The organism is Pseudomonas sp. P867 (assembly GCF_019891455.1).
GTDB classification, from domain to species: Bacteria; Pseudomonadota; Gammaproteobacteria; order Pseudomonadales; family Pseudomonadaceae; genus Aquipseudomonas; species Aquipseudomonas synxantha_A.
On the sequence record NZ_JAFLXB010000006.1, the window covers coordinates 139,881 to 165,328 of the forward strand.

The 25,448-nt window shown below is 60.9% G+C and carries 24 protein-coding genes; 10 read left to right on the forward strand and 14 right to left on the reverse strand.

Features of this window, described 5'->3' with window-relative positions; genetic code table 11:
* Window positions 1-13: 13 nt before the first annotated feature.
* Both lipA and J1G33_RS13330 read left to right on the forward strand, forming a co-directional pair.
* Window positions 14-1,015, forward strand: coding sequence for a lipoyl synthase (gene lipA / locus J1G33_RS13325; protein WP_179119850.1), 1,002 nt, complete (start codon window positions 14-16; stop codon window positions 1,013-1,015).
* 153 nt (window positions 1,016-1,168) lie between these two features.
* Window positions 1,169-2,089, forward strand: a complete 921-nt coding sequence (locus J1G33_RS13330) for an LD-carboxypeptidase (protein ID WP_148854013.1) — start codon at window positions 1,169-1,171, stop codon at window positions 2,087-2,089.
* Window positions 2,090-2,160: 71 nt separating this feature from the next.
* Here J1G33_RS13330 and J1G33_RS13335 read toward each other — a convergent pair whose 3' ends face one another.
* The 5 genes from J1G33_RS13335 to leuS all read right to left on the reverse strand — a co-directional run bounded on the left by J1G33_RS13335 (window position 2,161) and on the right by leuS (window position 8,306).
* A complete protein-coding gene (locus tag J1G33_RS13335; RefSeq protein ID WP_148854014.1) occupies window positions 2,161-3,486 on the reverse strand; it encodes a lytic murein transglycosylase in 1,326 nt (441 codons plus the stop codon).
* A gap of 62 nt (window positions 3,487-3,548) precedes the next feature.
* On the reverse strand, window positions 3,549-3,713 hold the full coding sequence (gene arfA / locus J1G33_RS13340; RefSeq protein ID WP_003176285.1) for an alternative ribosome rescue factor ArfA: 165 nt from the start codon (window positions 3,711-3,713) through the stop codon (window positions 3,549-3,551).
* A gap of 214 nt (window positions 3,714-3,927) precedes the next feature.
* A complete protein-coding gene (holA, locus tag J1G33_RS13345; RefSeq protein ID WP_005791737.1) occupies window positions 3,928-4,965 on the reverse strand; it encodes a DNA polymerase III subunit delta in 1,038 nt (345 codons plus the stop codon).
* A 39-nt stretch (window positions 4,966-5,004) separates the two neighbouring features.
* Window positions 5,005-5,610, reverse strand: a complete 606-nt coding sequence (gene lptE / locus J1G33_RS13350) for an LPS assembly lipoprotein LptE (RefSeq protein WP_032879303.1) — start codon at window positions 5,608-5,610, stop codon at window positions 5,005-5,007.
* A gap of 89 nt (window positions 5,611-5,699) precedes the next feature.
* Window positions 5,700-8,306 carry a leucine--tRNA ligase gene (gene leuS, locus J1G33_RS13355; RefSeq protein WP_005791732.1) on the reverse strand — a complete coding sequence of 869 codons (2,607 nt, stop codon included), beginning with the start codon at window positions 8,304-8,306 and terminating at the stop codon, window positions 5,700-5,702.
* Between the two features lie 261 nt (window positions 8,307-8,567).
* On the opposite strand from leuS, the gene J1G33_RS27875 reads away from it, so the two are divergent.
* Both J1G33_RS27875 and J1G33_RS13360 read left to right on the forward strand, forming a co-directional pair.
* Window positions 8,568-8,885: a hypothetical protein gene (locus tag J1G33_RS27875; RefSeq protein WP_005791730.1), complete on the forward strand. Its 318-nt coding sequence runs from the start codon at window positions 8,568-8,570 to the stop codon at window positions 8,883-8,885.
* A gap of 97 nt (window positions 8,886-8,982) precedes the next feature.
* A complete protein-coding gene (locus tag J1G33_RS13360; RefSeq protein WP_005791728.1) occupies window positions 8,983-9,744 on the forward strand; it encodes a YdcF family protein in 762 nt (253 codons plus the stop codon).
* Window positions 9,745-9,855: 111 nt separating this feature from the next.
* On the opposite strand, the gene lnt is transcribed toward J1G33_RS13360, so the two are convergent.
* The 5 genes from lnt to miaB form a co-directional block, all read right to left on the reverse strand.
* Window positions 9,856-11,379 carry an apolipoprotein N-acyltransferase gene (gene lnt / locus J1G33_RS13365; protein ID WP_032881204.1) on the reverse strand — a complete coding sequence of 508 codons (1,524 nt, stop codon included), beginning with the start codon at window positions 11,377-11,379 and terminating at the stop codon, window positions 9,856-9,858.
* Window positions 11,380-11,652: 273 nt separating this feature from the next.
* Entirely contained in the window at window positions 11,653-12,492 is an 840-nt protein-coding gene (locus tag J1G33_RS13370) for an HlyC/CorC family transporter (RefSeq protein WP_005791724.1), read from the reverse strand.
* Window positions 12,493-12,534: 42 nt separating this feature from the next.
* The gene (ybeY, locus tag J1G33_RS13375; RefSeq protein WP_005791722.1) at window positions 12,535-12,993 is read right to left on the reverse strand and encodes an rRNA maturation RNase YbeY; all 459 of its coding nucleotides are present in this window, start codon (window positions 12,991-12,993) and stop codon (window positions 12,535-12,537) included.
* The gene (locus J1G33_RS13380) at window positions 12,986-13,990 is read right to left on the reverse strand and encodes a PhoH family protein (protein ID WP_005791720.1); all 1,005 of its coding nucleotides are present in this window, start codon (window positions 13,988-13,990) and stop codon (window positions 12,986-12,988) included. The genes ybeY and J1G33_RS13380 overlap by 8 nt, the downstream gene beginning before the upstream one ends.
* Before the next feature lie 230 nt (window positions 13,991-14,220).
* Complete coding sequence (gene miaB / locus J1G33_RS13385) at window positions 14,221-15,549, reverse strand: tRNA (N6-isopentenyl adenosine(37)-C2)-methylthiotransferase MiaB (RefSeq protein WP_005791718.1); 1,329 nt, start codon at window positions 15,547-15,549, stop codon at window positions 14,221-14,223.
* Window positions 15,550-15,679: 130 nt separating this feature from the next.
* Here miaB and J1G33_RS13390 point away from each other — a divergent pair, with 130 nt between their 5' ends.
* The 6 genes from J1G33_RS13390 to J1G33_RS13415 all read left to right on the forward strand — a co-directional run bounded on the left by J1G33_RS13390 (window position 15,680) and on the right by J1G33_RS13415 (window position 21,657).
* Window positions 15,680-16,006 carry a DUF1820 family protein gene (locus J1G33_RS13390; protein WP_003194436.1) on the forward strand — a complete coding sequence of 109 codons (327 nt, stop codon included), beginning with the start codon at window positions 15,680-15,682 and terminating at the stop codon, window positions 16,004-16,006.
* Window positions 16,007-16,229: 223 nt separating this feature from the next.
* On the forward strand, window positions 16,230-18,284 hold the full coding sequence (locus J1G33_RS13395; RefSeq protein WP_223018205.1) for an NAD(P)-binding protein: 2,055 nt from the start codon (window positions 16,230-16,232) through the stop codon (window positions 18,282-18,284).
* 38 nt (window positions 18,285-18,322) lie between these two features.
* On the forward strand, window positions 18,323-19,081 hold the full coding sequence (locus J1G33_RS13400; RefSeq protein WP_032879309.1) for a transporter substrate-binding domain-containing protein: 759 nt from the start codon (window positions 18,323-18,325) through the stop codon (window positions 19,079-19,081).
* Window positions 19,082-19,111: 30 nt separating this feature from the next.
* On the forward strand, window positions 19,112-19,828 hold the full coding sequence (locus J1G33_RS13405; protein WP_032879311.1) for an ABC transporter permease subunit: 717 nt from the start codon (window positions 19,112-19,114) through the stop codon (window positions 19,826-19,828).
* Window positions 19,825-20,535, forward strand: a complete 711-nt coding sequence (locus J1G33_RS13410) for an ABC transporter permease (RefSeq protein WP_032879313.1) — start codon at window positions 19,825-19,827, stop codon at window positions 20,533-20,535. Before J1G33_RS13405 ends, J1G33_RS13410 begins: the two co-directional genes overlap by 4 nt.
* Before the next feature lie 9 nt (window positions 20,536-20,544).
* Complete coding sequence (locus tag J1G33_RS13415; RefSeq protein ID WP_032879315.1) at window positions 20,545-21,657, forward strand: succinylglutamate desuccinylase/aspartoacylase family protein; 1,113 nt, start codon at window positions 20,545-20,547, stop codon at window positions 21,655-21,657.
* Here the strand turns inward: J1G33_RS13415 and J1G33_RS13420 are convergent, their stop codons facing one another.
* From J1G33_RS13420 to J1G33_RS13435, 4 genes are all read right to left on the reverse strand, one after another.
* Window positions 21,658-22,212: a tetratricopeptide repeat protein gene (locus J1G33_RS13420; protein WP_005791705.1), complete on the reverse strand. Its 555-nt coding sequence runs from the start codon at window positions 22,210-22,212 to the stop codon at window positions 21,658-21,660. It abuts the gene before it with no gap.
* Window positions 22,213-22,438: 226 nt separating this feature from the next.
* Entirely contained in the window at window positions 22,439-23,722 is a 1,284-nt protein-coding gene (gene hemL, locus J1G33_RS13425) for a glutamate-1-semialdehyde 2,1-aminomutase (protein WP_005791703.1), read from the reverse strand.
* 19 nt (window positions 23,723-23,741) lie between these two features.
* Window positions 23,742-24,365, reverse strand: a complete 624-nt coding sequence (gene thiE / locus J1G33_RS13430) for a thiamine phosphate synthase (protein WP_223018206.1) — start codon at window positions 24,363-24,365, stop codon at window positions 23,742-23,744.
* 32 nt (window positions 24,366-24,397) lie between these two features.
* Window positions 24,398-25,195: a hydroxymethylpyrimidine/phosphomethylpyrimidine kinase gene (locus tag J1G33_RS13435; protein ID WP_216092149.1), complete on the reverse strand. Its 798-nt coding sequence runs from the start codon at window positions 25,193-25,195 to the stop codon at window positions 24,398-24,400.
* Between the last annotated feature and the right edge of the window lie 253 nt (window positions 25,196-25,448).

Sequence of the window (25,448 nt, forward strand, 5' to 3'; positions counted from 1 at the left end):
TGTTGTGCAAACCATGATCCCGACGCTGGACATCACTGAGCGTCCAGCCCCGGCCCCGCGTGCCAAGGTGGAAGCCGGCGTCAAGCTGCGCGGCGCCGAGAAGGTTGCACGCATCCCGGTCAAGATCATCCCGACCACCGAACTGCCGAAGAAACCCGACTGGATTCGCGTGCGCATCCCGGTTTCGCCGGAAGTCGACCGTATCAAGTCCCTGCTGCGCAAACACAAACTGCACAGCGTATGCGAAGAAGCGTCCTGCCCGAACCTGGGTGAATGCTTCTCTGGCGGCACCGCCACGTTCATGATCATGGGCGACATCTGCACCCGTCGTTGCCCATTCTGCGACGTAGGCCACGGCCGTCCGAAACCTCTGGACGTCAACGAGCCGCAAAGCCTGGCCATCGCCATCGCCGACCTGAAACTCAAGTACGTGGTGATCACGTCGGTCGACCGTGACGACCTGCGCGACGGCGGTGCCCAGCACTTCGCCGACTGCATCCGTGAGATCCGCAAGCTGTCACCCAACGTGATGCTCGAAACCCTGGTGCCGGACTACCGTGGCCGTATGGACGTGGCTCTGGAAATCACCGCCGCCGAGCCGCCGGATGTGTTCAACCACAACCTGGAAACCGTACCGCGCCTGTACAAGGCTGCGCGTCCGGGTTCGGACTACCAGTGGTCGCTGACCCTGCTGCAGAAATTCAAGCAGATGATGCCGCACATCCCGACCAAATCCGGCTTGATGCTGGGCCTGGGCGAGACCGACGAAGAAGTCATCGACGTCATGAAGCGCATGCGCGAACACGACATCGACATGCTGACCCTGGGCCAGTACCTGCAACCATCGCGCAGCCACTTGCCGGTGCAGCGTTTCGTGCACCCGGACACCTTCGCCTGGTTCGCCGAGGAAGGTTACAAGATGGGCTTCAAGAACGTGGCGTCGGGCCCGTTGGTGCGTTCTTCGTACCACGCCGACGAGCAGGCCAAGCTGGTCAAGGCGAGCCTGGTTTCGTAAGCCGCCCCCAGAATCAATGTGAAATGCTGGCTTGTGTGGGAGCTGGCTTGCCTGCGATAGCATCACCTCGGTGTCACTGATACACCGAGGCGCTTGCATCGCAGGCAAGCCAGCTCCCACATTTCGTTCTGCGTCATATAGGGAGAACCATAGATGACCGCCGCCGTACCTGCACTGCGCCCCGAAGGCACCATCGGCCTGATCGCCCCCGCTGGCCCTGCCGCGCTGGATGTTGAAAAAGCCGGGCAATGGATGCGTGCCCGCGGTTACGACCTGCGCATTTACCCCGGTGTATACGAGCGCGACGGCTACCTGGCCGGCAGCGATGAAGTGCGTCTGCGCGATTTGCATGCCGCCTTCGCCAATCCCGACGTCGATGCCATCTTCTGCCTGCGCGGCGGCTACGGCACGCCGCGCTTGCTCGACGCGCTGGACTACGACCTGCTGCGCGCCCACCCCAAACCATTCGTGGGTTACAGCGATATCACCGCCTTGCACTTGGCGATCAACCGTTACGCCGGTTTTGTCACATTCCACGGGCCGATGCTCAATGCCGACCTGCTGGGCGACAAGCAACAGCCAACCGAATCCTCCCTGTTCAGCCTGCTGCGTGGCCAACTGGGCGCCGGCAGTGTGCTTGCGCACCCGGTGGCCTACCCATTGACCACGATCGAGCCAGGCATTGCCTGTGGGCGCTTGCTGGGCGGTAATCTGTCGATGATTGCTGCAACAATGGGCACGCCGTATGAGATAGACGCCGAAGGCATCATCCTGTTTATCGAGGACGTCAACGAGCCGCTTTATCGTATCGACCGCCTGCTGACTCACCTGCGCCTGGCCGGCAAGCTGGCCCAGGTCGCCGGTGTGCTGGTAGGGGATGTGGCGGGTGTGGATAACGGTGCGCTGGAGCGGTTGCTGAAGCAGACCTTCGAACCCCTGTGCGTTCCGGTGCTGGCTGGCTGGCGCAGTGGGCATTGCGACCCCAACCTGACGTTGCCGATGGGTGCTTTGGTGCGCTTGGATGCGGGGGAGCGGCGGGTGGTGTTGGAGCAGGATGTAGTGTTCAACCCCTGAGTTTTTTACAGTCTGCTAAACCGCCATCGGGGGGGGCTTGCCCCCGATGGCGGTAGTTGCCCTAAGCAGATCTATCGGTCCTGCAGTGATTCCAGCAACTTCACCGTCGGATACCCATCCGCCGGCCAGCCCAACGCCTGCTGCGCCGCGCGAATCGCCTTGCGCGTATTGGCGCCGATAATCCCATCCGGGTTACCGGCGTCATAGCCTTTGGCGCTGAGTGCCGTTTGCAGGTCGATACGCTGGGAGCGGCTCAGCGGCAGCTCATCTTTGGGCCAACTGCCACGAATCACACCGCCGCCGCCAAATCGCTCCGACAATAGGCCAACCGCCAGCGCATAGGACGACGAATTGTTGTACTTGAGGATTGCGCGGAAGTTATCCAATACCAGGAATGCCGGGCCACGGTAGCCAGCCGGTAACAGCAGGGCGGCGGACAACTGGTCGACATTGGCCGGCAGGCTCACGCCAGGGGGGAGTTGGATGCCCAGTTGCAGCCATTGCGCCACGGTCTTGCGCACGCCGCCATCGGCCAGGCTGTAGTCGAAGCCCGACGGCAGCGGCTGCACTTCAACGCCCCATGGCTGGCCTTTCTGCCACCCGGAGCTTTGCAGGTAATGCGCCGTGGAGGCGAGGGCGTCGGACGGGCTGTTCCAGATATCGCGACGACCATCACCGTCAAAGTCCACCGCATGGGTGTTATAGGTGGTCGGGATAAACTGCGTCTGGCCCATCGCACCAGCCCAGGAACCTTTCATCTGGTCGGCCTGAATATCACCATGCTGGATGATCTGCAGCGCTGCCAGCAGCTGCGCCTGGGCAAAGGCCGGGCGACGGCCTTCATAGGCCAGGGTGGCCAGGGAGCGGATCACCGAATTATTGCCCTGGAACGCGCCGAAGTTGCTCTCCATGCCCCACACCGAGACCAGTGCCTGGCGGTCGACGCCATAGCGCTGTTCGATGCTTTGCAGAATATCGGCGTACTTGACCAGCAGCGCCTGACCATTGCGCACGCGCACCGGTGACAGGGCGCCGTCGAGGTATTCCCACACCGGGCGGGAAAATTCAGGTTGGCTTCGGTCGGCGCGAATCACCGCCATATCAGGGGTGACGCCGGCAAAAGCGTTATCGAACACAGCCGCAGTGATCCCGGCTTGCAGCGCTTGCGCACGGAAGCCAGCCTGCCATTCGGCAAAGGTCTGGGTCGGTTGGATATCAAGATTATCCACTGCCAAGGGGGCTACCACAGCCGGTGCGATAGCCGGTGCCGTCTGGAGCTTGGGCAGGGGCTGAGCGTCCGCGGCGGTGGGTTTTTCCGCGCAGGCGACAAGCAGAATGAGGCTGGAGGCAGCGATCAATTGGCGTAGGTGCCAACGACGAGAAAGACTAGAGGGCATGCACAGGTCCAGGGGGTTACAAATCAGGTACAGACCTTATCATGCCAGAGGGGCGCTTGCCTTCAGGCAGCCAGAAAGTAAGAAGCCTCCCAGCTATTAGACTGGAAGGCTTCGCGGCGGTAGCTGCCTTTGCCCTTGCCGGCGCGTTCCTGACGGCTGCGGAACAGTGGCTGGGCGATGATGGATTTGGCCTTGTTGGGGCCATGCTTGGATGGCTTTTTGCTCATGGTGTCTAGTCTCTGTGGGTGGTGGAGCGGGCAAATAATCTGCCTAAGTTGAGCGGCTGTAAAGCCCCGCGAAGTGTAGGAAAGGTACGCAGGTCAAATGTGGGAGGGGGCTTGCTCCCGATAGCGGTACATCAGTGAAACATAAATTCCTGACACACTGCCATCGGGAGCAAGCCCCCTCCCACATTGGATCTATGGTGTTTTCAAGAGAGGGTTATTCGGCTGGCAGGGTGAGGCGCTGGCCGGCCATCAATAGCGACAAACGGCTCAGGCTCATCCACGGCGAGCCGGCTGCCTGGCCCTTGATCTGCGCATCGATGCGTTGCGCTTCCAGCAACAGTTGCGCCCAGCGTTGCGCCGAGTGCCGTTGCAGGGCTTTGCTCATCAGCGGTTTGCGCTTGTCCCACACCGGGGGCCTGGCCTGGCTGAAGCATTTGTCCAGGGGTGTGCCCTGGCTGTATTGCAAGGCGATATTCGCCAGTACTCGCAGCTCCCGGGCCAGGGCCCAGAGGATCACCGGCGGTTCCACCCCTTCGCCACGCAAGCCTTCAAGCATACGCAGCGCGTGGGCGGGCTCACCGTTGAGGATCGCATCGACCAGGCCGAACACATCAAAGCGAGCGCTATCGGCCACTGCGCCTTGTACGGTTTCGACGGTGATCTGCCCATCCTCGGCCATCAGCTTGAGCTTTTCGATCTCCTGGGCGGCGGCAAGCAGGTTGCCCTCGACCCGGGCGGCGATCAGCTCCACGGCATCTTGTGTCGCCGCCAGCCCCGATTGTGACAGGCGCTGACGAATCCACTGCGGCAACTGGTTGCTGTCCACTGGCCAGATCTGGATGAACTGGGTTTGCGCACCTTCTACCAGTGCCTTGCCCCACTTGGTTTTCTGCGCGCTGCCATCGAGCTTGGGCAGGCTGATCAGCAGCACGGTGTCTTCGGCAGGGCGCGAGCAGTACTCCATCAGCGCCGCCGCACCTTTGTCGCCCGGCTTGCCCGAGGGCAGGCGCAGCTCCAGCAGGCGCTTTTCGGCAAACAGCGACATGCTCGCGCCGGCTTGCAGCAGGGTACCCCAGTCGAAACTGGCGTCAGCACTGAATACCTGACGTTCATCGAAGCCTTGCTGGCGCGCGGCAGTGCGGATGGCGTCGGCGGCTTCCTGGCACAGCAGCGGGTCATCACCGCTGACGATATAGACAGGCGCGAGGCCACCTTGCAGGTGTTTGGCGAGTTGGGCGGGGGCGAGTTTCATAGGCAGGGCGAACGGGGCGCCAGGGGCGCCCCGTCTGGCTTACTCGACAGGAACTTCAACAGGCGATTGTTTCGGCGTGTTGTCTTCATACTCTTGCGCGGCTTTCAGGGCATCGGCGTCAGCCTTGGCCTTGTTGTCAGCGGTTTGCTGCAGGGCGGCGAGCTTTTCCGGGGTCAGCATTTGCAGGCGAGTCATCATGCGCTGGATCAGCTCACGACGCATTTCCTTGCGCACCTGGAGGGTCTCGGAGTCCGAACCCACCAGGTTATTGCCATCGTGGCTCACGACTTTCTGCACCTGGATCTTGTCACCCATCAGCGGCAACTGATCGCGACCCTGTACTTCGAAGTAGAGCGCAGTGTTCAACTCCACATCGGACGCACGGCCGGCACTGGCGTAGCTGATATTGCGCTGGGTTTCTTTCTCGTCCGTCAGGATCAGTTTGTAGGTCGCGCCGTTGTACACGTGCACGCCGCTGTTCTCCAGGGTCTGGCGCAGCTGGGTGACGGTTTCGCCATAGGCGTTGCGGGCGCTGACGTCGAGTTCCTTGAGCGACAGCTCGTTGGTGCCGGTGCCGCGCAGCTGGAAGCCGCAAGCGCTCAGCAGCACGGCAAGGCCCATAACCAGCAGATTGCGTTTGATCATTTTGTTGCTCCCCTTGAAACCAGGTGGGCCTTATCCAGGCCCTAAAGGTTTAGTTCGGCGCAGGGCCCAAGCCCCGCGCCCGATCCGATTTAGCTGGCGACGATGTTGACCAGTTTGCCGGGCACCACGATCACTTTGCGGATCGTCAAGCCTTCGGTAAAGCGCAGCACGTTTTCGTTGATGCGAGCAGCCGCTTCGACCTCTTCACGGCTGGCACTGGCCGGCATGTCGATCTGGCCGCGCAGTTTACCGTTAACCTGGATGACCAGTTGCAGCGTGTCCTGAACCAGGGCGCTGTCATCCTGTACCGGCCAGGCGGCATCGATGACGGCGCCGCTGTGGCCCAGGCGGTTCCACAGGTCGTGGCTGATATGCGGCGTGATCGGTGCGAGCAGCAGGGTAACCGTTTCCAGGCCCTCGTGAATCAGCGCGCGATCAAGTTCGGTGGCCTGCGGGGCTTTTTCCAGCACGTTCATCAGCGTCATCACCTGGGCGATGGCGGTGTTGAACTTGTGGTTCTGCCCTACGTCCAGGCTCGCTTGGCGGATGGCCAGGTGAGTGCTGCGGCGAATGGCTTTCTGCTCGTCGTTCAAGGCCGCGACGTCCAGCTTGCCCGGCAAGCCCTGGCTGACATGGGCATGGGCCAGGCGCCAGACGCGCTTGAGGAAGCGGTGCGAGCCTTCGACGCCGGAGTCGGACCATTCGGCGCTCATGTCGGGCGGCGAGGCGAACATCATGAACAGACGGCAGGTATCGGCGCCGAATTGGTCGATCATCGACTGTGGGTCGACGCCGTTGTTCTTGGACTTGGCCATCTTCTCGGTGCCACCGATTTCCACCGGCAGGCCGTCGGCTTTCAGTTTGGCGCTGATCACCTTGGCTTTGCTGTCACGCTCAAGTTCGACGTCCGCCGGGTTGAACCAGGTGTAGGCGCCATTGGCTTCGCGACGATAGTAGGTATCGGCGATCACCATGCCCTGGGTCAGCAGGTTCTTGAACGGCTCATCGGAGCTCACCAGGCCTTCGTCACGCATCAGCTTGTGGAAGAAGCGCGCGTACAGCAGGTGGAGAATGGCGTGTTCGATACCGCCGATGTACTGATCCACCGGCAGCCAATGGTCGGCTGCGGATTTCTCCACCAGGCCACCTTCATAGTGCGGCGAGGCGTAACGGGCGTAGTACCAGGAGGACTCCACGAAGGTGTCCATGGTGTCGGTTTCACGCTTGGCCGGTGCGCCGCATTTCGGGCAGTTGCACTCGTAGAACTCGGGCATGCGCGCCAATGGCGAGCCAGCACCATCTGGCACTACATCTTCAGGCAGCACGACGGGCAGTTGGTCTTCCGGTACCGGTACATCGCCGCAGGTTTGGCAGTGAATGATCGGGATCGGGCAGCCCCAGTAGCGCTGGCGGCTGATACCCCAGTCGCGCAAGCGGAACTGGGTGCGCGAAGCACCGAGGTTCTTCTTGATCAGCGCGACTTCGATGGCGTCGAAGGCGCCCTGGAAGTCCAGGCCGTCAAATTCGCCGGAGTTGATCAGGGTGCCGTGCTCGCCGTAGGCGTCTTGCCACGGGGCTGGGTTGGTGTCGCCCGAGCTGGTACGTACTACCGACTTGATCGGCAGGCTGTATTTGGTGGCGAATTCGAAATCGCGCTCGTCGTGGGCCGGCACGGCCATGACGGCGCCGTCGCCGTAGTGCATCAGCACATAGTTGGCGACCCATACCGGCAGTTTCTCGCCGGTCAGCGGGTGCTCGACGAACAGGCCGGTCGGCAGGCCTTTTTTCTCCTGGGTGGCGACGTCGGCTTCCGCCACGCTGCCGCCTTTGCATTCGGCGATGAACGCCTGCAGCTCGGGGTTGTTCTGTGCCGCCTGGGTGGCCAGCGGGTGTTCGGCGGCGACCGCGACGTAAGTCGCGCCCATCAGCGTATCCGGACGGGTGGTGAAGACTTTCAGGGCGCCCGCTTCGCCGATGGAATCGACGTTATACGGGAACTGCACTTCCATGCCCTTGGATTTGCCGATCCAGTTGCGCTGCATGGTCTTGACCTGTTCAGGCCAGCCCGGCAGATCGTCGAGGCTCGACAACAGTTCATCCGCGTAGGCGGTGATCTTGAAGTAGTACATCGGGATTTCGCGCTTTTCGATCAGCGCGCCGGAGCGCCAGCCGCGACCGTCGATGACCTGCTCGTTGGCCAGTACGGTCTGGTCGATCGGGTCCCAGTTCACGGTACCGCTCTTTTTGTAGATCACACCTTTTTCGAACAGGCGCGTGAACAGCCATTGTTCCCAACGGTAGTAATCGGGCTTGCAGGTGGTGACCTCGCGGGACCAGTCCACCGCCAGGCCCAGGCTGCGCAGCTGGGTCTTCATGTAGGCGATGTTTTCGTAGGTCCACTTGGCGGGCGCCACGTTGTTTTTCATCGCGGCGTTTTCTGCCGGCATACCGAAGGCGTCCCAACCCATGGGTTGCAGGACATTTTTGCCGAGCATGCGCTGGTAGCGGGAAATCACGTCGCCGATGGTGTAGTTACGCACGTGCCCCATGTGTAGCTTGCCGCTGGGGTAAGGGAACATCGATAGGCAGTAGTAAGTCTCCTTGCCTGGCTGTTCGCTGACTTCAAAGGACTTTTGCTCGTCCCAGAAGGTTTGTGCGGCATTTTCTATTTCACGGGGCTGATATTGTTCGTGCATGGCTACTTTTGAACTGAATAGGGGTGGCCTAATCCTCTTCGGTGCATAGTCCGGGTTGTTCGACACCAGAAAGTGGCGCGTCCGTGCCCAAACCCTGCGGGAAGTGGAGTTACAGGAAGCGCCGTAGCATACATGACCCCACTCTATCGAGGGAAACCCTGATTGCGCGGCAAGGGCCGTCTGTCGCGGCACCGGGCAGGTGCAGCAACGGGGGCTACGCTGTTTATTGGGGAGCAAGTATTTCTTCAATGAGGTGAGGGGATGGTTGAATCGCAGCGAACTCTAACGAAACCGCAATTGTATGAAGGACTGATCGACCGTTTGGGTCGGGCATTGGATGCTGCAAGAACCGCAGGCCGATTGCGTGATGAGCGGCCTCTGGAGCTGGAGTTGCGAGGCTTGAGCCAGGCAGAGCTTGAATTGATCAGGACTTACCTGGAGTTGAATCAACACCGCGCCTCTCATGGGCAGGCCTCCCCGCCAGCCCAGGAGCCTCCTCGTTCGGCCAAGGTCATTTGGCTCAAAGACTTGGCGGCCGGTCGCGGCCCGGAAAGGTCCCGGTCCGTACGGTGCAAGTGAAGCACAGTACTATCCATTAACGTTGTCGAAACAGGCTGGTAAAGATTGTCGCTTGATCGCGTTGCATTTAGGCTTCGGGCATCTTTGGAGATGCCCGATGCCTTTTCGTTATTTCATCAAACAATTGCTGTTGCCGCCCGGCATTTTTTTGTTGTTGTTGGCGTGTGCCTGGTGGTTTCGCCGTAGCCGCCCGCGCCTGGCCGGGGTGTGCTTTGCCCTGGGGCTGGGCGGGATGTGGTTGATCAGCCTGCCGGTGATGGTGCAATGGGGCGCCCGTGCGCTTGAGACAGCGCCGCCATTGGCTCGCGAAGACTGGGCCACGCTCGCCCAGCGCGCCGATGCGATTGTGGTGTTGGGCTCCGGGCGCGAGCGTGGGGACATCGCCTGGGGCAGCGACCAGCCCACCGGCGTTGGTCTTGAGCGTGAGCGTTATGCGGCGCGACTGGCCAAGGCGTCAGGCTTGCCGGTGCTGACCAGTGGCGGCTTGCATTACGGCACGCCGCCCAGCGAAGCCGAATTGATGGCGGTGTCGATGCAGGATGATTTCGGCGTCAGCGTGCGCTGGAAGGAAGAGCGCAGCCGTACCACCTGGGAAAACGCCCAGATGAGCGCCGAGATTCTGCTGCCCCAAGGCATCAAGCGTGTGGTGGTGGTGACGCAGGCCTGGCATATGCCGCGTTCGGTGTGGAGTTTTGAGAAAGCCGGTTTCACCGTGGTGCCCGGGCCGGTGGGCTTTCTGGGCGTGGACCACGGCCGGCCGCTGGGCGGCTGGATGCCGGAGGTCAAGGCGGTGTGGCAGAGCGGGCAGTTGATCAACGAAGCGGTGGGGCAGGTGGGGTATCGGTTGTTCTACCGATAGGTGCAACACAGGAAATCAATTGTGGGAGCTGGCTTGCCTGCGATGGCGGTGGGTCAGTGAGCACTCAGCGCATTGATACACCGCCATCGCAGGCAAGCCAGCTCCCACAGGTCAGAGCGTTTTGGACATCCGGCCAGCCAGCAGCGCCCAGCCAAACAACCCCAGGCACACAATGATCAACGGCCACGAACGCCATTGCAGGTATGGCGTGAGGTTATGCATCGGCACCACCTCCCCATAGAGAATGCCGCGCTCGAACTGCGGGATCTGTGCGGTGATCTGCCCAAACGGGTTGATCAGCCCGGTCACGCCGTTGTTGGTGGCGCGGATCATCCAGCGCCCGGCTTCCAGTGCACGCATCTGCGCCATTTGCAGGTGCTGCAATGGGCCGATGGAGCGGCCGAACCAGGTGTCGTTGCTGATGGTCAGCAGCAGGTCGCTCTGGGCCGACAGGCCGGCAGCGAATTCCGGGTACACCACTTCATAGCAAATGAACGGCGCAATCTGATAGCCCTTGGCCTGAAGCATGGCCTGGTCTGAAGGGCCACGGGCGAAGTCCGACATCGGCAGGTCGAAGAACGCAATCAGCCCGCGCAGCATGTCCTGCAACGGCACGTATTCGCCAAACGGCACCAGCTTTTGCTTGAGATAGGTGCCGTCACCTTCGCCGACTACGGTAATGCCATTGAAGTAGCGCTTCTCATGGTGCACTTCCTGGCGAATCGGTACCCCGGTAATCAGCGCGGTGTTCCGGTCGGCGGCAAACTTGCCCATCATGCCCAGGTAGCCCTCGACCGACTCCTTGAGCACCGGCACGGCGGTTTCCGGCCATACCAGCAGGTCGACACGCTTGGAGCTCAGGCTCATGTCGCGATACAGCGCCAACTGTGCATTAAGCTGCTCGGGGTCCCACTTCATGCTTTGCTCGACGTTGCCCTGGATGGCGGCGACGCTCAGGGGGGCGCCGGAGGGCGAGGTCCAGGCGTGGTGCTTGAGCGCCAGGCCGATGGCCCAGGGGGCGACCAGCAACACCAGGCCCGCACCAATGAAGGCGTTGCGCTTGCTTGCCAGCAGGCGCGGCAGGTTGCACAGCAGGGCTGCCGTGAGTGCAAGCGCGAAGGAAATCAGCCACATTCCGCCCAGCGGCGCGAGGCCGGTCAGCGGGCCGTCGAGTTGGCTGTAACCGGAGTACAACCAGGGGAAACCGGTGAGGAACCAGCCACGAAACGCTTCCTGGCCAACCCATAACGCGGCGAAGGTCAGGGCATCCGCCAACGGTGCTTCATTGCGGCGCAGCCAGCGCGCCCACAACCAGGCGGGCAGGGCAAAGAACCAGGCAATGGCGGCGGTGAACAGCAGCATCAGGAACCCCGCCAGCAGCACCGAAGCGCCGCCGAAGTGGTGGATGCTGTAGTAGATCCAGCTGGTGCCGGCGCCAAACAGGCCGAAACCGAAACACCAGCCGCGGCCCAGGGCCTGGCGGGGTGTCAGCTCCCGCAGGCCGATATAGAACAGGCCGACCGCTACCAGAGCCAACGGCCAGATATCGAACGGCGCCAGCGCCAGGGTAGTGATGGCGCCGGCCACCACGGCCAGCAGGTTACCGGGCCAGCCGGGGCGGTTCAGGCGCTGCATGTAGGGGTGGGTCATCAGCTATTTCCTGTATCGCGCCGGGCCTGCTGCGGCACAGGGCAAGGCGCGAGGAGTGTGGTTTGGTTTTTCCAAATGAACGACGAGTAACGCAGCCCTGTGTCGCAGCAGGCCCGGCCCTTCGGGTTGTCCCTGAGAGCGGGCCATACTGCGTTGCAGGCCTTGAAAAGGGAATGCCATTCCCTGCGGCCTGCGCCTTGCCTGGCCCGCTCTCAGGGGCAACGCGACACAGGAAATAGCTGATGCCCCACCCCTTCCTTAGCGGGCAATAGGTGTCAAACGGATCAGATGGATACGACGACTATCGGCATTCAAAATGCGGAAGCGATAGGCGCCAATCTCGGTGGTTTCGTTACGCTTGGGCAGATGCCCGAACGCACTCATCACCAGGCCGCCGACCGTGTCGAACTCATCGTCGGAGAATTCGCTGTCGAAGAACTCGTTGAAGTTCTCGATCGGCGTCAGCGCCTTGACCAGGAAGTCACCGCTGGGCAGCGGCTTGATGTAGCTGTCTTCTTCGACGTCGTGCTCGTCTTCGATATCGCCGACGATCTGTTCCAGCACGTCTTCGATGGTCACCAGGCCAGCCACGCCGCCGTATTCGTCGATCACAATGGCCATGTGATTGTGGTTGGCGCGAAATTCGCGCAGCAGCACATTCAGGCGCTTGGATTCAGGTACGAAGGTGGCCGGACGCAGCAGGTCCTTGATGTTGAAGCTGTCGCCATTCTCCTTGAGGATCAGCGGCAACAGGTCCTTGGCCAGCAGGACACCCATGACGTCGTCATGGCTTTCACCGATCACCGGGTAGCGCGAGTGCGCCGAGTCGATCACGGCCGGGAGGAATTCCCGTGGGGTCTGGGTCGCCTTGATGCTGATCATCTGTGAGCGCGGGACCATGATGTCCCGTACTTGCAGGTCAGCCACCTGGATGGCGCCTTCCACGATGGCCAGCGCTTCGCTGTCCAGCAACTTGTTCTGGTGGGCCTCGCGCAGCAGCTCCAGCAGCTCCTGGCGGTTTTTCGGCTCGTGGGCAAAAGCCTGGGTCAGTTTACCCAGCCATGACTTCTGCCCGTTGCTCGATCGGTCTTCGCTCATAGCGATTACTCTAAATCCTTTGATATGACAGTTGAGTGTTGATCAGCTTTCGTCGTCTGCGTAAGGGTCGCGGTGACCCAATTCAGCAAGCAACGTTCGTTCCAGTGCTTCCATTTCCTCGGCTTCATCATCGTCTATATGGTCGTAGCCCAAGAGATGCAAGCAGCCGTGGATGACTAGATGGGCCCAATGGGCTTCAAGTTCCTTGCCTTGTTCCTTTGCCTCGCGCTCGACCACCTCGACGCAGATCACCAGATCGCCCAGCAGCGGGATATCCAGCAACTCGTCGGGTACGTCGGCGGGGAAGGACAGCACGTTGGTCGCGTAGTCTTTTTGACGCCAGGTGTGGTTCAGCTCGCGGCCTTCGGGCTCATCCACCAGACGAATGGTCAGCTCCGAGTCTGCGGTGCGCTGGCGCAGGGCCAGGGTGCACCAGTGCCGGAACTGTGCTTCGCTGGGGGCGGGCGCTTCGGTGGCAAGCTGCAGGTCTAGCTCAAGCATCGCCGCGAACGTCCCTGGCCGGTGCGTCATCCTTGTGATCGAAACGCTCATAGGCTTCTACGATGCGCTGCACCAGCGGGTGACGCACCACGTCCTTGGGCATGAAATGCGTGAAGCTGATGCCCGGTACATCCTTGAGTACCTCGATCACCTGCGCCAGCCCCGACTTGGTGCCCTTGGGCAGGTCGACCTGGGTGACGTCACCGGTGATCACGGCGGTAGAGCCGAAACCGATGCGGGTGAGGAACATCTTCATCTGCTCGACGGTGGTGTTCTGGCTTTCGTCGAGGATGATGAAGCTGTTGTTCAAGGTGCGGCCACGCATGTAGGCCAGCGGGGCGATTTCGATCACCTGGCGCTCGATCAGCTTGGCCACGTATTCAAAGCCGAGCATCTCGTACAGCGCGTCGTAGAGCGGGCGCAGGTACGGGTCGATCTTCTGGGCCAGGTCGCCGGGCAGGAAGCCGAGCTTTTCGCCCGCTTCGACCGCCGGGCGCACCAGCAGGATGCGCCGCACTTGCTCGCGCTCCAGGGCATCCACCGCACAGGCGACGGCCAGGTAGGTCTTGCCGGTACCGGCCGGGCCGATGCCGAAGTTGATGTCGTTGCCGAGGATTTCCTTGACGTACTTCTGCTGATTCAAGCCGCGTGGGCGAATCATGCCTTTTTTGGTACGCAGGGCCACGCTGGCTTCGGCCACCGGGTTGTTGGCCAGGTCCTCCACGGCTGATTCCTGCAGGTACAGGTGTACCGTCTCTGGCGACAGCTCACTACCCTTGGTTTCGCGGTAGAGGCGACGCAGCAGGTTTTCGGCAGACGTGGTGTGTTGGGGTTCACCAATGAGCTCGAACTGATTGCCGCGGTTGCGGATCTCGATGCTCAGGCGTTGTTCGATCAGGCGCAGGTGCTCGTCGAACTGTCCGCACAGGTTGGCGAAACGGCGAGCCTCAAACGGCTCGAGGAGAAAACGATGGGGTTCTGCTATGGGTGCGTTCAAGGTTGCTTTTAGCCGCCCTTTGGCTGATGAGGTGAGAGAGAGAATAACGCCAGGCGCCGGTGTGCGAAAGCACTTAAATAGCCTGGCCCCACTCTCGATAACCATGAAGAACTCCTGTGGGAGCTGGCTTGCCTGCGATAGCGGTGGGTCAGTTGGCACATAGGGCACTGATACATCGCTATCGCAGGCAAGCCAGCTCCCACATTTTGATCTTCATCCGGTCCGCGAGATCAGTTGATCAACGAGCCGCGCAACGAGTGTGGCTGCGCCGCATCGATGTGCACATCGGCAAATTGGCCGATCAGGGTCGGGTTGTCGCAGCGGAAGTTGACGATGCGGTTGTTCTCGGTGCGCCCCTGCAACTCACCCGGGTCTTTCTTCGAGTAATCGGTGACCAGGATGCGCTGGGTCGAGCCGACCATTTGTCGGCTGATTTCGAAACCCTGTTGGTTGAGGCGATGTTGCAGTGCGTTCAACCGCTCCTTTTTCAACGCCTCCGGGGTTTCGTCCAGCAGGTCCGCCGCCGGGGTGCCCGGGCGCTGGCTGTACACAAACGAGTAGGAAAAGTCGAAACCGACGTCTTCAATCAGCTTCATGGTCTGCTGGAAATCTTTCTCGGTTTCGCCCGGGAAGCCGACGATAAAGTCCGAACTGATGCAGATGCCCGGTACGGCGGCGCGCAATTTGCGCAGCTTGGATTTGTATTCCAGCGCCGTGTGGTTGCGCTTCATCGCCGACAGGATGCGGTCCGAGCCCGATTGCACCGGCAAGTGCAGGTGCTTGACCAGCTCCGGCACTTCGGCGTGGGCCTGGATCAGGCTGTCGGAGAATTCCAGCGGGTGCGAAGTGGTATAGCGGATACGTTCGATGCCATCGACGGCGGCGACCACGCGGATCAGCTCCGCCAGGTCGGCCAGGCGCCCGTCGTGGGTCAGGCCGCGGTAGCCGTTGACGTTCTGGCCCAGTAGGGTCACTTCGCGCACGCCGTTTTCAGCCAGGTGGATGATTTCTGCCAGTACATCGTCAAACGGCCGGCTGACTTCTTCACCGCGTGTGTAGGGCACCACGCAGAAAGTGCAGTACTTGCTGCAACCTTCCATCACCGACACGTAGGCGCTCGGGCCGTCGATGCGCGGCTCGGGCAAATGGTCGAATTTCTCGATTTCCGGGAACGATACGTCCACCTGCGGCAGCTTGGTGACGCGTGCGGCGTCGATCATTTCCGGCAGGCGGTGCAAGGTCTGCGGGCCGAACACCACGTCGACATACGGGGCGCGGTCGCGGATCGCAGCACCTTCCTGGCTGGCCACGCAACCGCCGACGGCGATCACCATGTCCGGGTTGGCCAGTTTCAATTCACGCCAGCGGCCCAGCTGGGAGTACACACGGTCCTGGGCCCGTTCGCGGATCGAGCAGGTATTGAGCAGGATCACGTCGGCATCTTCGGCGCGGGCGGTGACTTCCAGGGCCTGGTGTTCGCCCAGCAGGTCGACCATGCGCGAGCTGTCGTACTCGTTCATCTGGCAACCGTGGGTTTCGATATAAAGCTTCTTGGCCATGGGAATCGTCAACTGGTGGTAAAGAACCGCGCATTATAGGGGTCATGCCCATCGGTTCCTAGCGCTGTGCATCGGGTGCCATGCTATAGTTCGCGCCCTCTTTTATATCCCCATGTGTTCCCCGCCCACCATGACCAAACGTGAAGCTCCAATCTACAAGGTGATTTTCCTCAACCAGGGCCAGGTGTTCGAAATGTACGCCAAGCAGATCTATCAAAGTGATCTGTGGGGCTTCCTGGAAGTGGAAGAGTTCGTCTTTGGCGAGCGCACCCAGTTGGTCGTCGATCCGGGCGAAGAAAAGCTCAAGGCCCAGTTCGAAGGCGTGGTGCGCAGCTTTGTGCCGATGCATTCGATTGTGCGCATCGATGAAGTCGAACGCCTGGGTACGCCGAAGATCAGCGAAGCACGGGGCACGAGCAATGTGATGCCGTTTCCGATGCCGATGCCCGAGAAATGATCTGCAATTAATTTGTAGGGCGTTTCCGAAACTGCCTCTCAGTGGATGGACATTTTGTTTGAAAGATAGCAAATTTTGTTTATTCAGAGAGGGCATCATGAATATACCAATAATAAGAAAACCTCGAAGTTTCCCCCGTTCAACTGCGTTTAATCACGCCACTCATTAGCGCCAAGTTCCATCACGCCGTCATTAACGAACTGACTTGTTCGGGAGTAGCCCTGTGCGCGATCCTCGCTATGACATTCTGTTTGAGCCGGTACAAATAGGCCCGGTCCGTACTTGCAATCGCTTTTATCAAGTTCCCCACTGTAATGGCATGGGCCATGTACATCCCTCGGCCATGGCCCGGATGCGCGCAGTGAAAGCCGAGGGCGGCTGGGGCGTGGTGTGCACTGAAGAGTGCGAAATCAGCCCGCTGAGCGAGTTCTCCCCTTATATCGAGGCGCGTTTGTGGGATGAGCGCGACATTCCTGCATTGGCCCGCATGTGTGAGGCGGTACACCAGCACGGGTCGTTGGCAGGGGTAGAGCTGGCATTCAACGGTTACTCGGCGCCCAACCGCTACAGTCGCGAAATTCCCTGGGCGCCTTCCAATACCCCGGTGCGCAGTTACGACCCGGTGCAGGCCCGGGCCATGAGCCATGCCGATATCCGGCAATTGCGCGCCCTGCATCGAGCCGCCGCATTGCGCGCCCGGGAGGCGGGTTTCGACATCATCTATGTGTACGCCGGCCACGACCTGAGTGTGCCGTTCCATTTCCTCACGCCACGCAATAACCGGCGTACCGACGAATACGGCGGTGTGTTGGAAAACCGTGTGCGTTTGCTCCGCGAATTGATTGAAGACACTCGCGACGCAGTCGGTGATCGGTGTGCCGTAGCGGTCCGCCTGGCGGTGGATGAACAAATGGCCGACGGCTTGAGTCGCGAGGGCGAAGGTGCCGAAATCTTCTCGATGCTGGCAGACCTGCCGGACCTGTGGGACGTCAATGTCGCCGATTGGTCCAATGACAGCGTGACGGCGCGCTTTGCCGGGGAGGGTTACCAGGAGACCTTCCTGCTGGGGCTCAAGGCGCTGACCAGCAAGCCCGTGGTGGGCGTCGGCCGCTTCACTTCGCCAGACACCATGGTGTCTTTGGTTCGTCGTGGCGTGCTGGACCTGATCGGGGCGGCCCGCCCTTCGATTGCCGATCCCTTCTTGCCCAAGAAGATTGAAGAGGGGCGCGCCGAGGAAATTCGCGAGTGTATCGGCTGCAATGTATGCGTCAGTGGTGATCACACCAGCACGCCCCTGCGCTGTACACAGAACCCGACCATGGGTGAGGAATGGCGACGTGGCTGGCATCCCGAGTCGGTCAACCATACGCAGCAACCCGGCCGGGCGCTGGTGGTCGGCGCCGGGCCATCCGGGCTTGAGTGTTCACGGATCCTGGGTGCGCGAGGGATGGAAGTGGCCCTGGTCGACAGCCTGCGCACCCTGGGCGGACGTGTAGCGCTGGAAGCCCGGCTGCCGGGGCTGGCGAGTTGGGCGCGGGTGATTGACTATCGACTGGATGCGTTGAGCCGTATGCCGTCGGTGGAGATCTATCGGGAAAGCCACTTGCAGGCCCAGGACGTGCTGGATTTAGCCGCTGAGCATGTGTTCATTGCTACGGGTTCCCACTGGCGACGTGATGGATTGGGGCGCGCCTTGCGCCGATCCTTATCGGGCCTGGACAGCCTGCCCGTGCTGACGCCTGATGACCTGATGGCAGGGGCGTTGCCCGCTTCGCCGGTGCTGCTGTTCGATGACGATCACTATTACATGGGCAGCGTGCTGGCCGAACATCTGGTGGCGCGTGGCGTGGAGGTGATATTCGTCACCCCCGCGGCGGACGTGGCGGCCTGGACCCATAACACCCTTGAGCAGCATCGCATTCAGCGTCGTCTGATGCAGCTGAATGTCACGATCGTGCCGTCCCATACGCTGGTCAGCGTTAAGCCAGAGGGCGTGGTAGCGGGCTGCATCTACACCGAACGTACGCGGTTGATCCCAGCTGCAGCCTTGCTGCTGGTCACTTCCCGGGAGCCTGAGCAGGCGCTGTATCAGGCCTTGAACAACTCACCCGAACAGTTACAGGCGGCAGGCATCCGAACGCTCACGCTGATCGGCGACTGCGTGGCGCCCGGCACCATTGCGGCGGCGGTGTATTCAGGGCATCGCATCGCGCGTGAGTTCGATGCGCCGGAGGGCTCGCTGGTAGTGCGCAGAGAAATTCCATTTATAGAGATGTAGTCAGTCCAACTGTTCAATCAATAACGAGGAATACAATAATGAAAAAAATACTCCTGATGTTATTCACCGCGCTCCTGATTAATACATCGTTGTTTGCCAACGATTACAACGTGATCCGTTTCGCTGCCGATCCCAACTATGCGCCCTTTGCTTATAAAGACAGCACGGGGACTTTGACCGGTTTTGAAATAGATATCGGCAATGCAATTTGTGCACGTTTGAATGTTCGCTGCCAATGGGTCGAGAGTGACTTTGACGGCATGATTCCCAGCCTCAACGCCGGCAAGATCGACGCCATCTTCGCTTCAATGACCATCACTGCCGCTCGGCAAAAGGTCATCGACTTCTCCTCGGAGGTGTTTTCCAGCCCCACTGCCATGGTGATGCGCCCTGGCACTGAGCTTTCCACAGGCATGGCCGTCGGCTATTTGCAGGGCAGTACTCAGGAAGTTTATGCCCGGCAAGTGCTCGCTGGGCAGGGTATGAAGGTGGTGGCTTATGCCGATCAGGAGCAAGTGTACGCGGACCTGCTGACAGGGCGTTTGCAGGCATCGCTGCAGGATGCTCAGCAAGCACAGAGCGGATTTTTGCGTTCACCCCAAGGCGTCGGGTTTGTACTGGGGCCGCTGATTGACAGCGAGTTGATGCCGTCCAAAAGCGGCATCGGCCTCGCCAAGGGCAACCACACGTTGAAAGCGCTGTTGGATAAGGGGCTGGCTGCCCTGCACGCCGATGGCACCTACGCTCGCCTGCAAGAGCAGTACTTCCCCGGTGTGAACATGTTCAGCGGCCAATAACCGCCTTCAACGGCCAGCGAGGACACGATCATGCTACCTGCCTTCACTCAATTCGCCGCGTCCCTGGGCAGTTTTTTGCCGATGTTACTGCACGGGGTCTGGGTCACCTTGCAACTGGCACTGTTGTCATTGCTGCTGGGGCTGATCCTGGGCCTGCTGGGGGCAGGTGCCAAGCTGTCCAGGGTGAGGGCATGGCGCCTGTGCGCACAGGTGTACACCACCTTGATTCGCGGGGTACCGGACCTGCTGTTAATGCTGTTGATTTTCTACGGATTGCAGACAGGCCTGAGTCGTCTGACCAGCGAATTGGGCTGGGCCTACATCGATATCGACCCTTTCAGCGCCGGCGTGATCACTCTGGGGTTTATCTACGGCGCTTATTTCACCGAAACCTTTCGCGGCGCGTTGCTGGCTGTACCCCGTGGGCAGTTCCAGGCAGCCAAGGCCCTTGGCCTGAGCTTCAGGCAGAGCTTTTTGCATGTGATATTCCCGCAGATGATGCGATTCGCCCTGCCGGGTCTGGGCAATAACTGGATGGTCTTGCTCAAGGCTACAGCGCTGGTGTCGATCATCGGCCTGGCAGACCTGGTGAAAGTGGCGCAGATGGCGGGCAAGAGCAGTCAGCAATTACTGGCTTTTCTGCTGCTGGCGGCGCTGGTCTACCTGTTGCTCAGCAGCGTTTCAAACGCAGCGTTGCGCTGGCTGGAGCGTCGGTATGGTGAAGGTGTGCAGGGATCATCATCATGATCGAGCTTATCCAGGAGTATTGGCGGCCGTTTATTTATTCCGACGGTCAACAAATCACCGGTCTGGCCATGACCTTGTGGCTGACCAGCGCCTCTTTGTGCCTGGGCCTGCTGTTGGCGTTGCCACTGTCCATCGCCAGGACGTCCAGCCGACGCTGGCTGCGCTGGCCGGTGCAAAGCTTTACCTACGTGTTTCGCGGCACACCGCTGTATATCCAGTTACTGATCTTCTACACCGGCATCTACAGCATTGGCGCTGTTCGCGAGCAACCGTTGCTGGATGCCTTTTTTCGCGAAGCGCTCAATTGCACGCTTCTGGCGTTTGCCCTCAATACCGCGGCCTACACCACGGAAATACTGGCGGGCGCAATTCGGGCAATGCCACGCGGTGAAATCGAGGCTGCTCGTTCCCTGGGCTTCGACGGCTGGAAGTTGTACGTGCACTTGATCATGCCCTCGGCCCTGCGCCGGTCGTTGCCCTACTACAGCAATGAAGTGATCTTCATGTTGCATTCCACCACCCTGGCGTTCACGGCAACGGTGCCGGATATCCTGAAAGTCGCACGGGATGCCAACGCTGCAACCTTCCTCACCTTCCAATCCTTTGGCCTGGCCGCGGCGCTTTACTTGTGTATTACGTTCGCGTTGGTCGGCTTGTTCCATCTGGCTGAACGACGTTGGCTGAGCTTTCTTGATTCGAGTCGATAGGGGGGCAATATGCAGACTCACAGGCATGAACTGTTAACGGCTGTGCCAGGTACCACGCGGCATATTCATAGTTTTCATTACGGTCCGGCCAATGCGCCGAGCAAGGTTTACATCCAGGCGTCCCTGCACGCCGATGAATTACCGGGGATGCTGGTGTTGTGGCATCTCAAACAGCGTCTGGCGCACCTGGAGGCGACAGGTGCGTTGCGTTGGCAAGTGGTGCTGGTGCCGGTGGCCAATCCGTTGGGGTTGGAGCAGGTGCTGATGGACGTACCGCAGGGGCGTTTCGATAACGACAGTCGAGAGAACTTCAACCGCTTCTTCGTTGACGTCAGCGAGCAGGTCGGCGACCAGGTACAGGATGTTCTGACCGATGATCCTGCGCATAACCTGCATCTGATCCGTGCGGCCCTGCGGCGAACCCTTGTCAGCCAGGTACCGGCGACCCAGCTGCACTCTCTGCGTTTGGTCCTGCAAACGCTGGCCTGTGACGCCGACAGGGTGCTGGACCTGCATTGTGATTTCGAGGCAGTGCAGCACCTGTACCTGGCGCCCGATGCCTGGCCCCAGGTGGAGCCGCTGGCGCGGTACCTGGGCGCTCGGGCCTGCTTTATGAGCCCGGACGCGGGCGGGCATTCGTTCGACGATTGCTACACCTTGTTCTGGGCACGGATGCAGGCGCGTTTTCCTGGGGCCTTTTCGGCGCCGGGTTTTGCCGTGACCGTGGAGTTGCGCGGCGTTGCCGATGTGGACCACGGGCTGGCGCGGCAGGATTGTCAGGCGTTGATCAACTATCTGATGTTACAGGGAGGCATTGAGGGGCAAGCGCCGCCACTGCCGGCGCTATTGAGCCCGCCAACACCCTTGGCGGGGGTCGAGCCGGTGGTGAGCCCGGTGGGAGGCTTGATGGTCTTTTGCGCGCAGGTGGGGGACTACCTCGAAGCAGGACAGATCGTGGCGCAAGTCATCGACCCGATCACGGACCGAGTGATTGAGGTCGCGTGTGAGCATGAAGGGCTGTTGTATGTGCGATCAGTACGCCGCATGGCAAGCGCCGGTATGACGATTGCCCATGTAGCGGGGTCCACGGCATATCGACAGGGCTACCTGTTATCGCCGTGATCAGGGCAGGGGAGAGAAGGGCGAGCGCCCATCGGCGCTCTGCAATTCCTGCAGGTAATTACGGAAAATCTGCCCCAGTACCTGGGTCGCCACTTCCAGTTCATCGCGCTGCATGTGCTCGGCGACCTCATCGGCGGTGTCCAGCGCGTCTTCAGCACCGTTGACCGCGGCCATTTTCAGCACGATGTAGGCCTGCACGTTATTGGCCGGCACGCCTTCACCCTTGAAGAACATATTGCCGAGCTGGAATTGCGCCTGGGCGTGGCCTTGTAGCGAAGCCTTTTCGAAGTAGCTCAACGCTTTGTTGAGGTCGACGGCCGGGTTCTTGCTGTCGTGGTAGAACTCGCCCAACTCGTATTGCGCTTGCGCATCCCCTTCATCAGCTTGTTTCTGGCACGCGCTCAGGGCTTCGGCCTGGCTGTCTGGCTGGGTATTGAGGGTGCAACGACCCATCGCTGGGATTAACAACGAGTTGCCGCCTGCCTGGGCATGTGCCAGCAGCGGCTGAAGGAGCAACAGGCAGCCCAGAACCAGGGTGCGGCCGGTGCGTTTCATGGGAATCGACTTACCTCTGACGGGGCGCGCGGACCCTCGGGGAGTCCAATAAGCGCGCATTATGAAATAAGCAGGCCTCTGCTTACAAAGTCTTTACTCGTTTTTCTGCTGCTTGGGCAAGTTATCTGCCGGATTGCAGGGCAATTCTCGAAAAAACCAGGAAACTTCTGTAAGCAAAGTAGCAAATCTGACGCTGCCTGGGGGGCAACGTCAGAACGTGGGTCACTTATTTCAGGGCCGCGAAGGCGCGTTCGGCAGCATCCAGGGTCAGTTTCAGCTCGGCTTCGCCATGGGCGATCGAGGTGAAGCCGGCTTCGAAGGCGCTCGGCGCCAGGTACACGCCGCCTTCAAGCATCAGGTGGAAGAAGCGCTTGAACAGGTCGGCATCGCTGCCCATCACGTCATCAAAGGTGACGATGTCGTCGGCGCCGCTGAAGTACAGGCCGAACATGCCACCGGCCTGGGTGGTGACAAACGGGATACCCGCGGCGTCGGCGCGCTGCTGCAGGCCATCAAGCAGGCGGGTGGTGTAGTCGGTCAGCTCGGCGTGGAAGCCCGGGCGGCTGATCAGGCGCAGGGTGGTCAGGCCAGCGGCCATTGCCAGCGGGTTACCCGACAAGGTGCCAGCCTGGTAGACCGGGCCCAGCGGGGCGATGTGCTGCATGATTTCGCGCTTGCCGCCGAAGCAGCCTACTGGCATACCGCCACCGATGATCTTGCCGAAGGTGCTCAGGTCCGGCGTGACGCCGTAGTGTGCCTGGGCGCCGCCGAGGGCGACGCGGAAACCGGTCATCACTTCGTCAAAGATCAGCACCACGCCGTGCTTGTCGCACTGCTCGCGCAGGCCTTCGAGGAAACCCGGTGCCGGCGGTACGCAGTTCATGTTGCCGGCCACCGGCTCGACGATGATGCAGGCCACGTCCTGGCCGACTTCGCTGAGCATTTGCTCGACGGCGGCGATGTCGTTGAACGGCAGGGTCAGGGTGTGCTTGGCGAATGCCGCCGGCACACCGGCAGAGTTGGGTACGCCCTGGGTCAGCGCGCCGGAGCCGGCCTTGACCAGCAGGCTGTCGGAGTGGCCGTGGTAGCAACCTTCGAACTTGATGATGTTGTCGCGGCCGGTGAAACCACGGGCCAGACGGATCGCGCTCATGGTGGCTTCGGTGCCGGAGCTGACCATGCGCACCATTTCCATCGACGGCACGATAGAGCAGACCAGGTCGGCCATCTCGGTTTCCATGGCGGTCGGCGCGCCATAGGACAAGCCGTGTTGCAGCTGCTGGCGCACCGCGTCGAGTACGTCCGGGTGGCTGTGGCCGAGAATCATCGGGCCCCAGGAGCCGACGTAGTCGACGTAGCGCTTGTCATCTTCGTCGGTGACGTAGGCGCCTTCGGCGTGTTTGAAGAACAACGGCGTGCCGCCCACGCTCTTGAACGCACGCACGGGGGAGTTCACACCGCCGGGGATGTGTTTCTGGGCATTGGCAAACAGGGTTTCGGAACGGGACATGATGGACGTCTCTCTGAAATCAGATTTTAAGAAGGGCATTGAAAGCACGGGCGCGTCGCGTGACTTCCTGAGTACTGTCGACGCCGAACAAACCGTGCACCACGGCCAGCAGGTCGGCACCGTGGGCCACCAGCGGTTCGGCGTTGTCCAGGGTCACGCCGCCGATCACGCAGATCGGCAGCTGCAAGCGCGTGCGGGCCTCGGCCAGCATTTCAACGGTGGCGGCAGGTGCGCCGGGCTTGGTGGTGGAATTGAAGAAGCGCCCGAAGGCGACATAACTGGCGCCTTCCTTGGCGGCCTGTTCGGCCAGTTCGATCTGGCTGTGGCAGGTAGCACCGATGATCGCCTTGGAACCGAGCAGCGCACGGGCCGGGGTCAGCGGACCATCGGTCTGCCCCAGATGCACACCCACGCCCAGGCGCGCGGCGAGTTCGGCATCATCGTTGATGATCAATTGAGTCTTGTAGCGCGAGCACAGTTCATACAGCTTTTCGGCTTCACGCAGGCGCCGTGCCTCGTCGCTGCTTTTGTCGCGGTACTGCAACAGTGTCACGCCGCCGTCCAGCGCCGCTTGGACGTAGGCGAGGAACTTGCCGGCCAGGAGCTGGCTGTCGGTAATGGCGTAAAGGCCACGTAGTTTCATCGGGCAAGCCCCTTGCTGTGACGAGCGATAAGTTACGAGCAGAAATCCAGCGGCAGCCGGCGCGGCACGAACTGGCCATGGCCCAGTTGCTCGGCGTCACGCAGGGTGCGCCAGGTGTAGTTGAGGGCCGATTGCACCGCGCTGGTCAAACCTTCGCCCTGGGCGATGCGCCCGGCGAGGGCGCTGGCCAAGGTGCAGCCCGAACCGTGATAACTGCCAGGCAAGCGCTGGCAGGTAAAGGTATGGCGCGTGCCGTCGCGGCTGTACAGGCGGTTGTGCACTTCGTGTTCGTCGCCATGGCCGCCGGTGATCAGCAGGTGCTTGATGTACGGCAACAGTTTCTCGGCGCACTCGTCGGCAGTGCCGTCTGGCAGTTCGGCCAGGATGCGCGCTTCCGGCAGGTTGGGCGTGGCGATCAGCGACAAGGGCAACAGCCGCTCGCGCATCGCATAGCCGACCTCGTCCTTGCCCAGGCTACCGCCGCCGCCGGCGCGCAGCACTGGGTCGCAGACCACCGGCAGATGCGGGTGCGCCTGCAGCAGTTCAACCACCGTATCGACCATGGCGGTGGAACCGAGCATGCCCAGTTTGACGGCCGCGACTTCGGAGTCGCCGAGCACGGCATTGGCCTGGGCCATCACCCACTCACGGTCGAGCACGCGGAAGTCGCTGACATTGACGGTGTTCTGCACGGTCAACGCTGTGACGGCCGGGGCCGCGTGACAGCCCTGGGCGAGCAGGGCTTCGATATCTGCCTGCAAGCCGGCGCCACCACTGGGATCGTGGCCGGAGAGACAGAGGACAACAGGGCGAGAGCTGTAGATATTCATGGTGCGCGAGCTTACCACCAAACGCTTTTTGCGTGGCCGTCTGACGATGGTTGAAGTGTGAGCGCTGGAACAGCGCTTTTCTGGCGATTGAAACAGCATGAAAGTCCTCTGAAGACCTTGATGTAGAGCCTTTCAAAAAAATAGTTCAATGGTGTCCAATGGCCTTTAATGGCTATGCTAAAGTGCATTCAAACAACTTACTGTATCGCCGGTGTACGTCTTCTCAAAAGGATGGGGGGCTTTTGACATAACC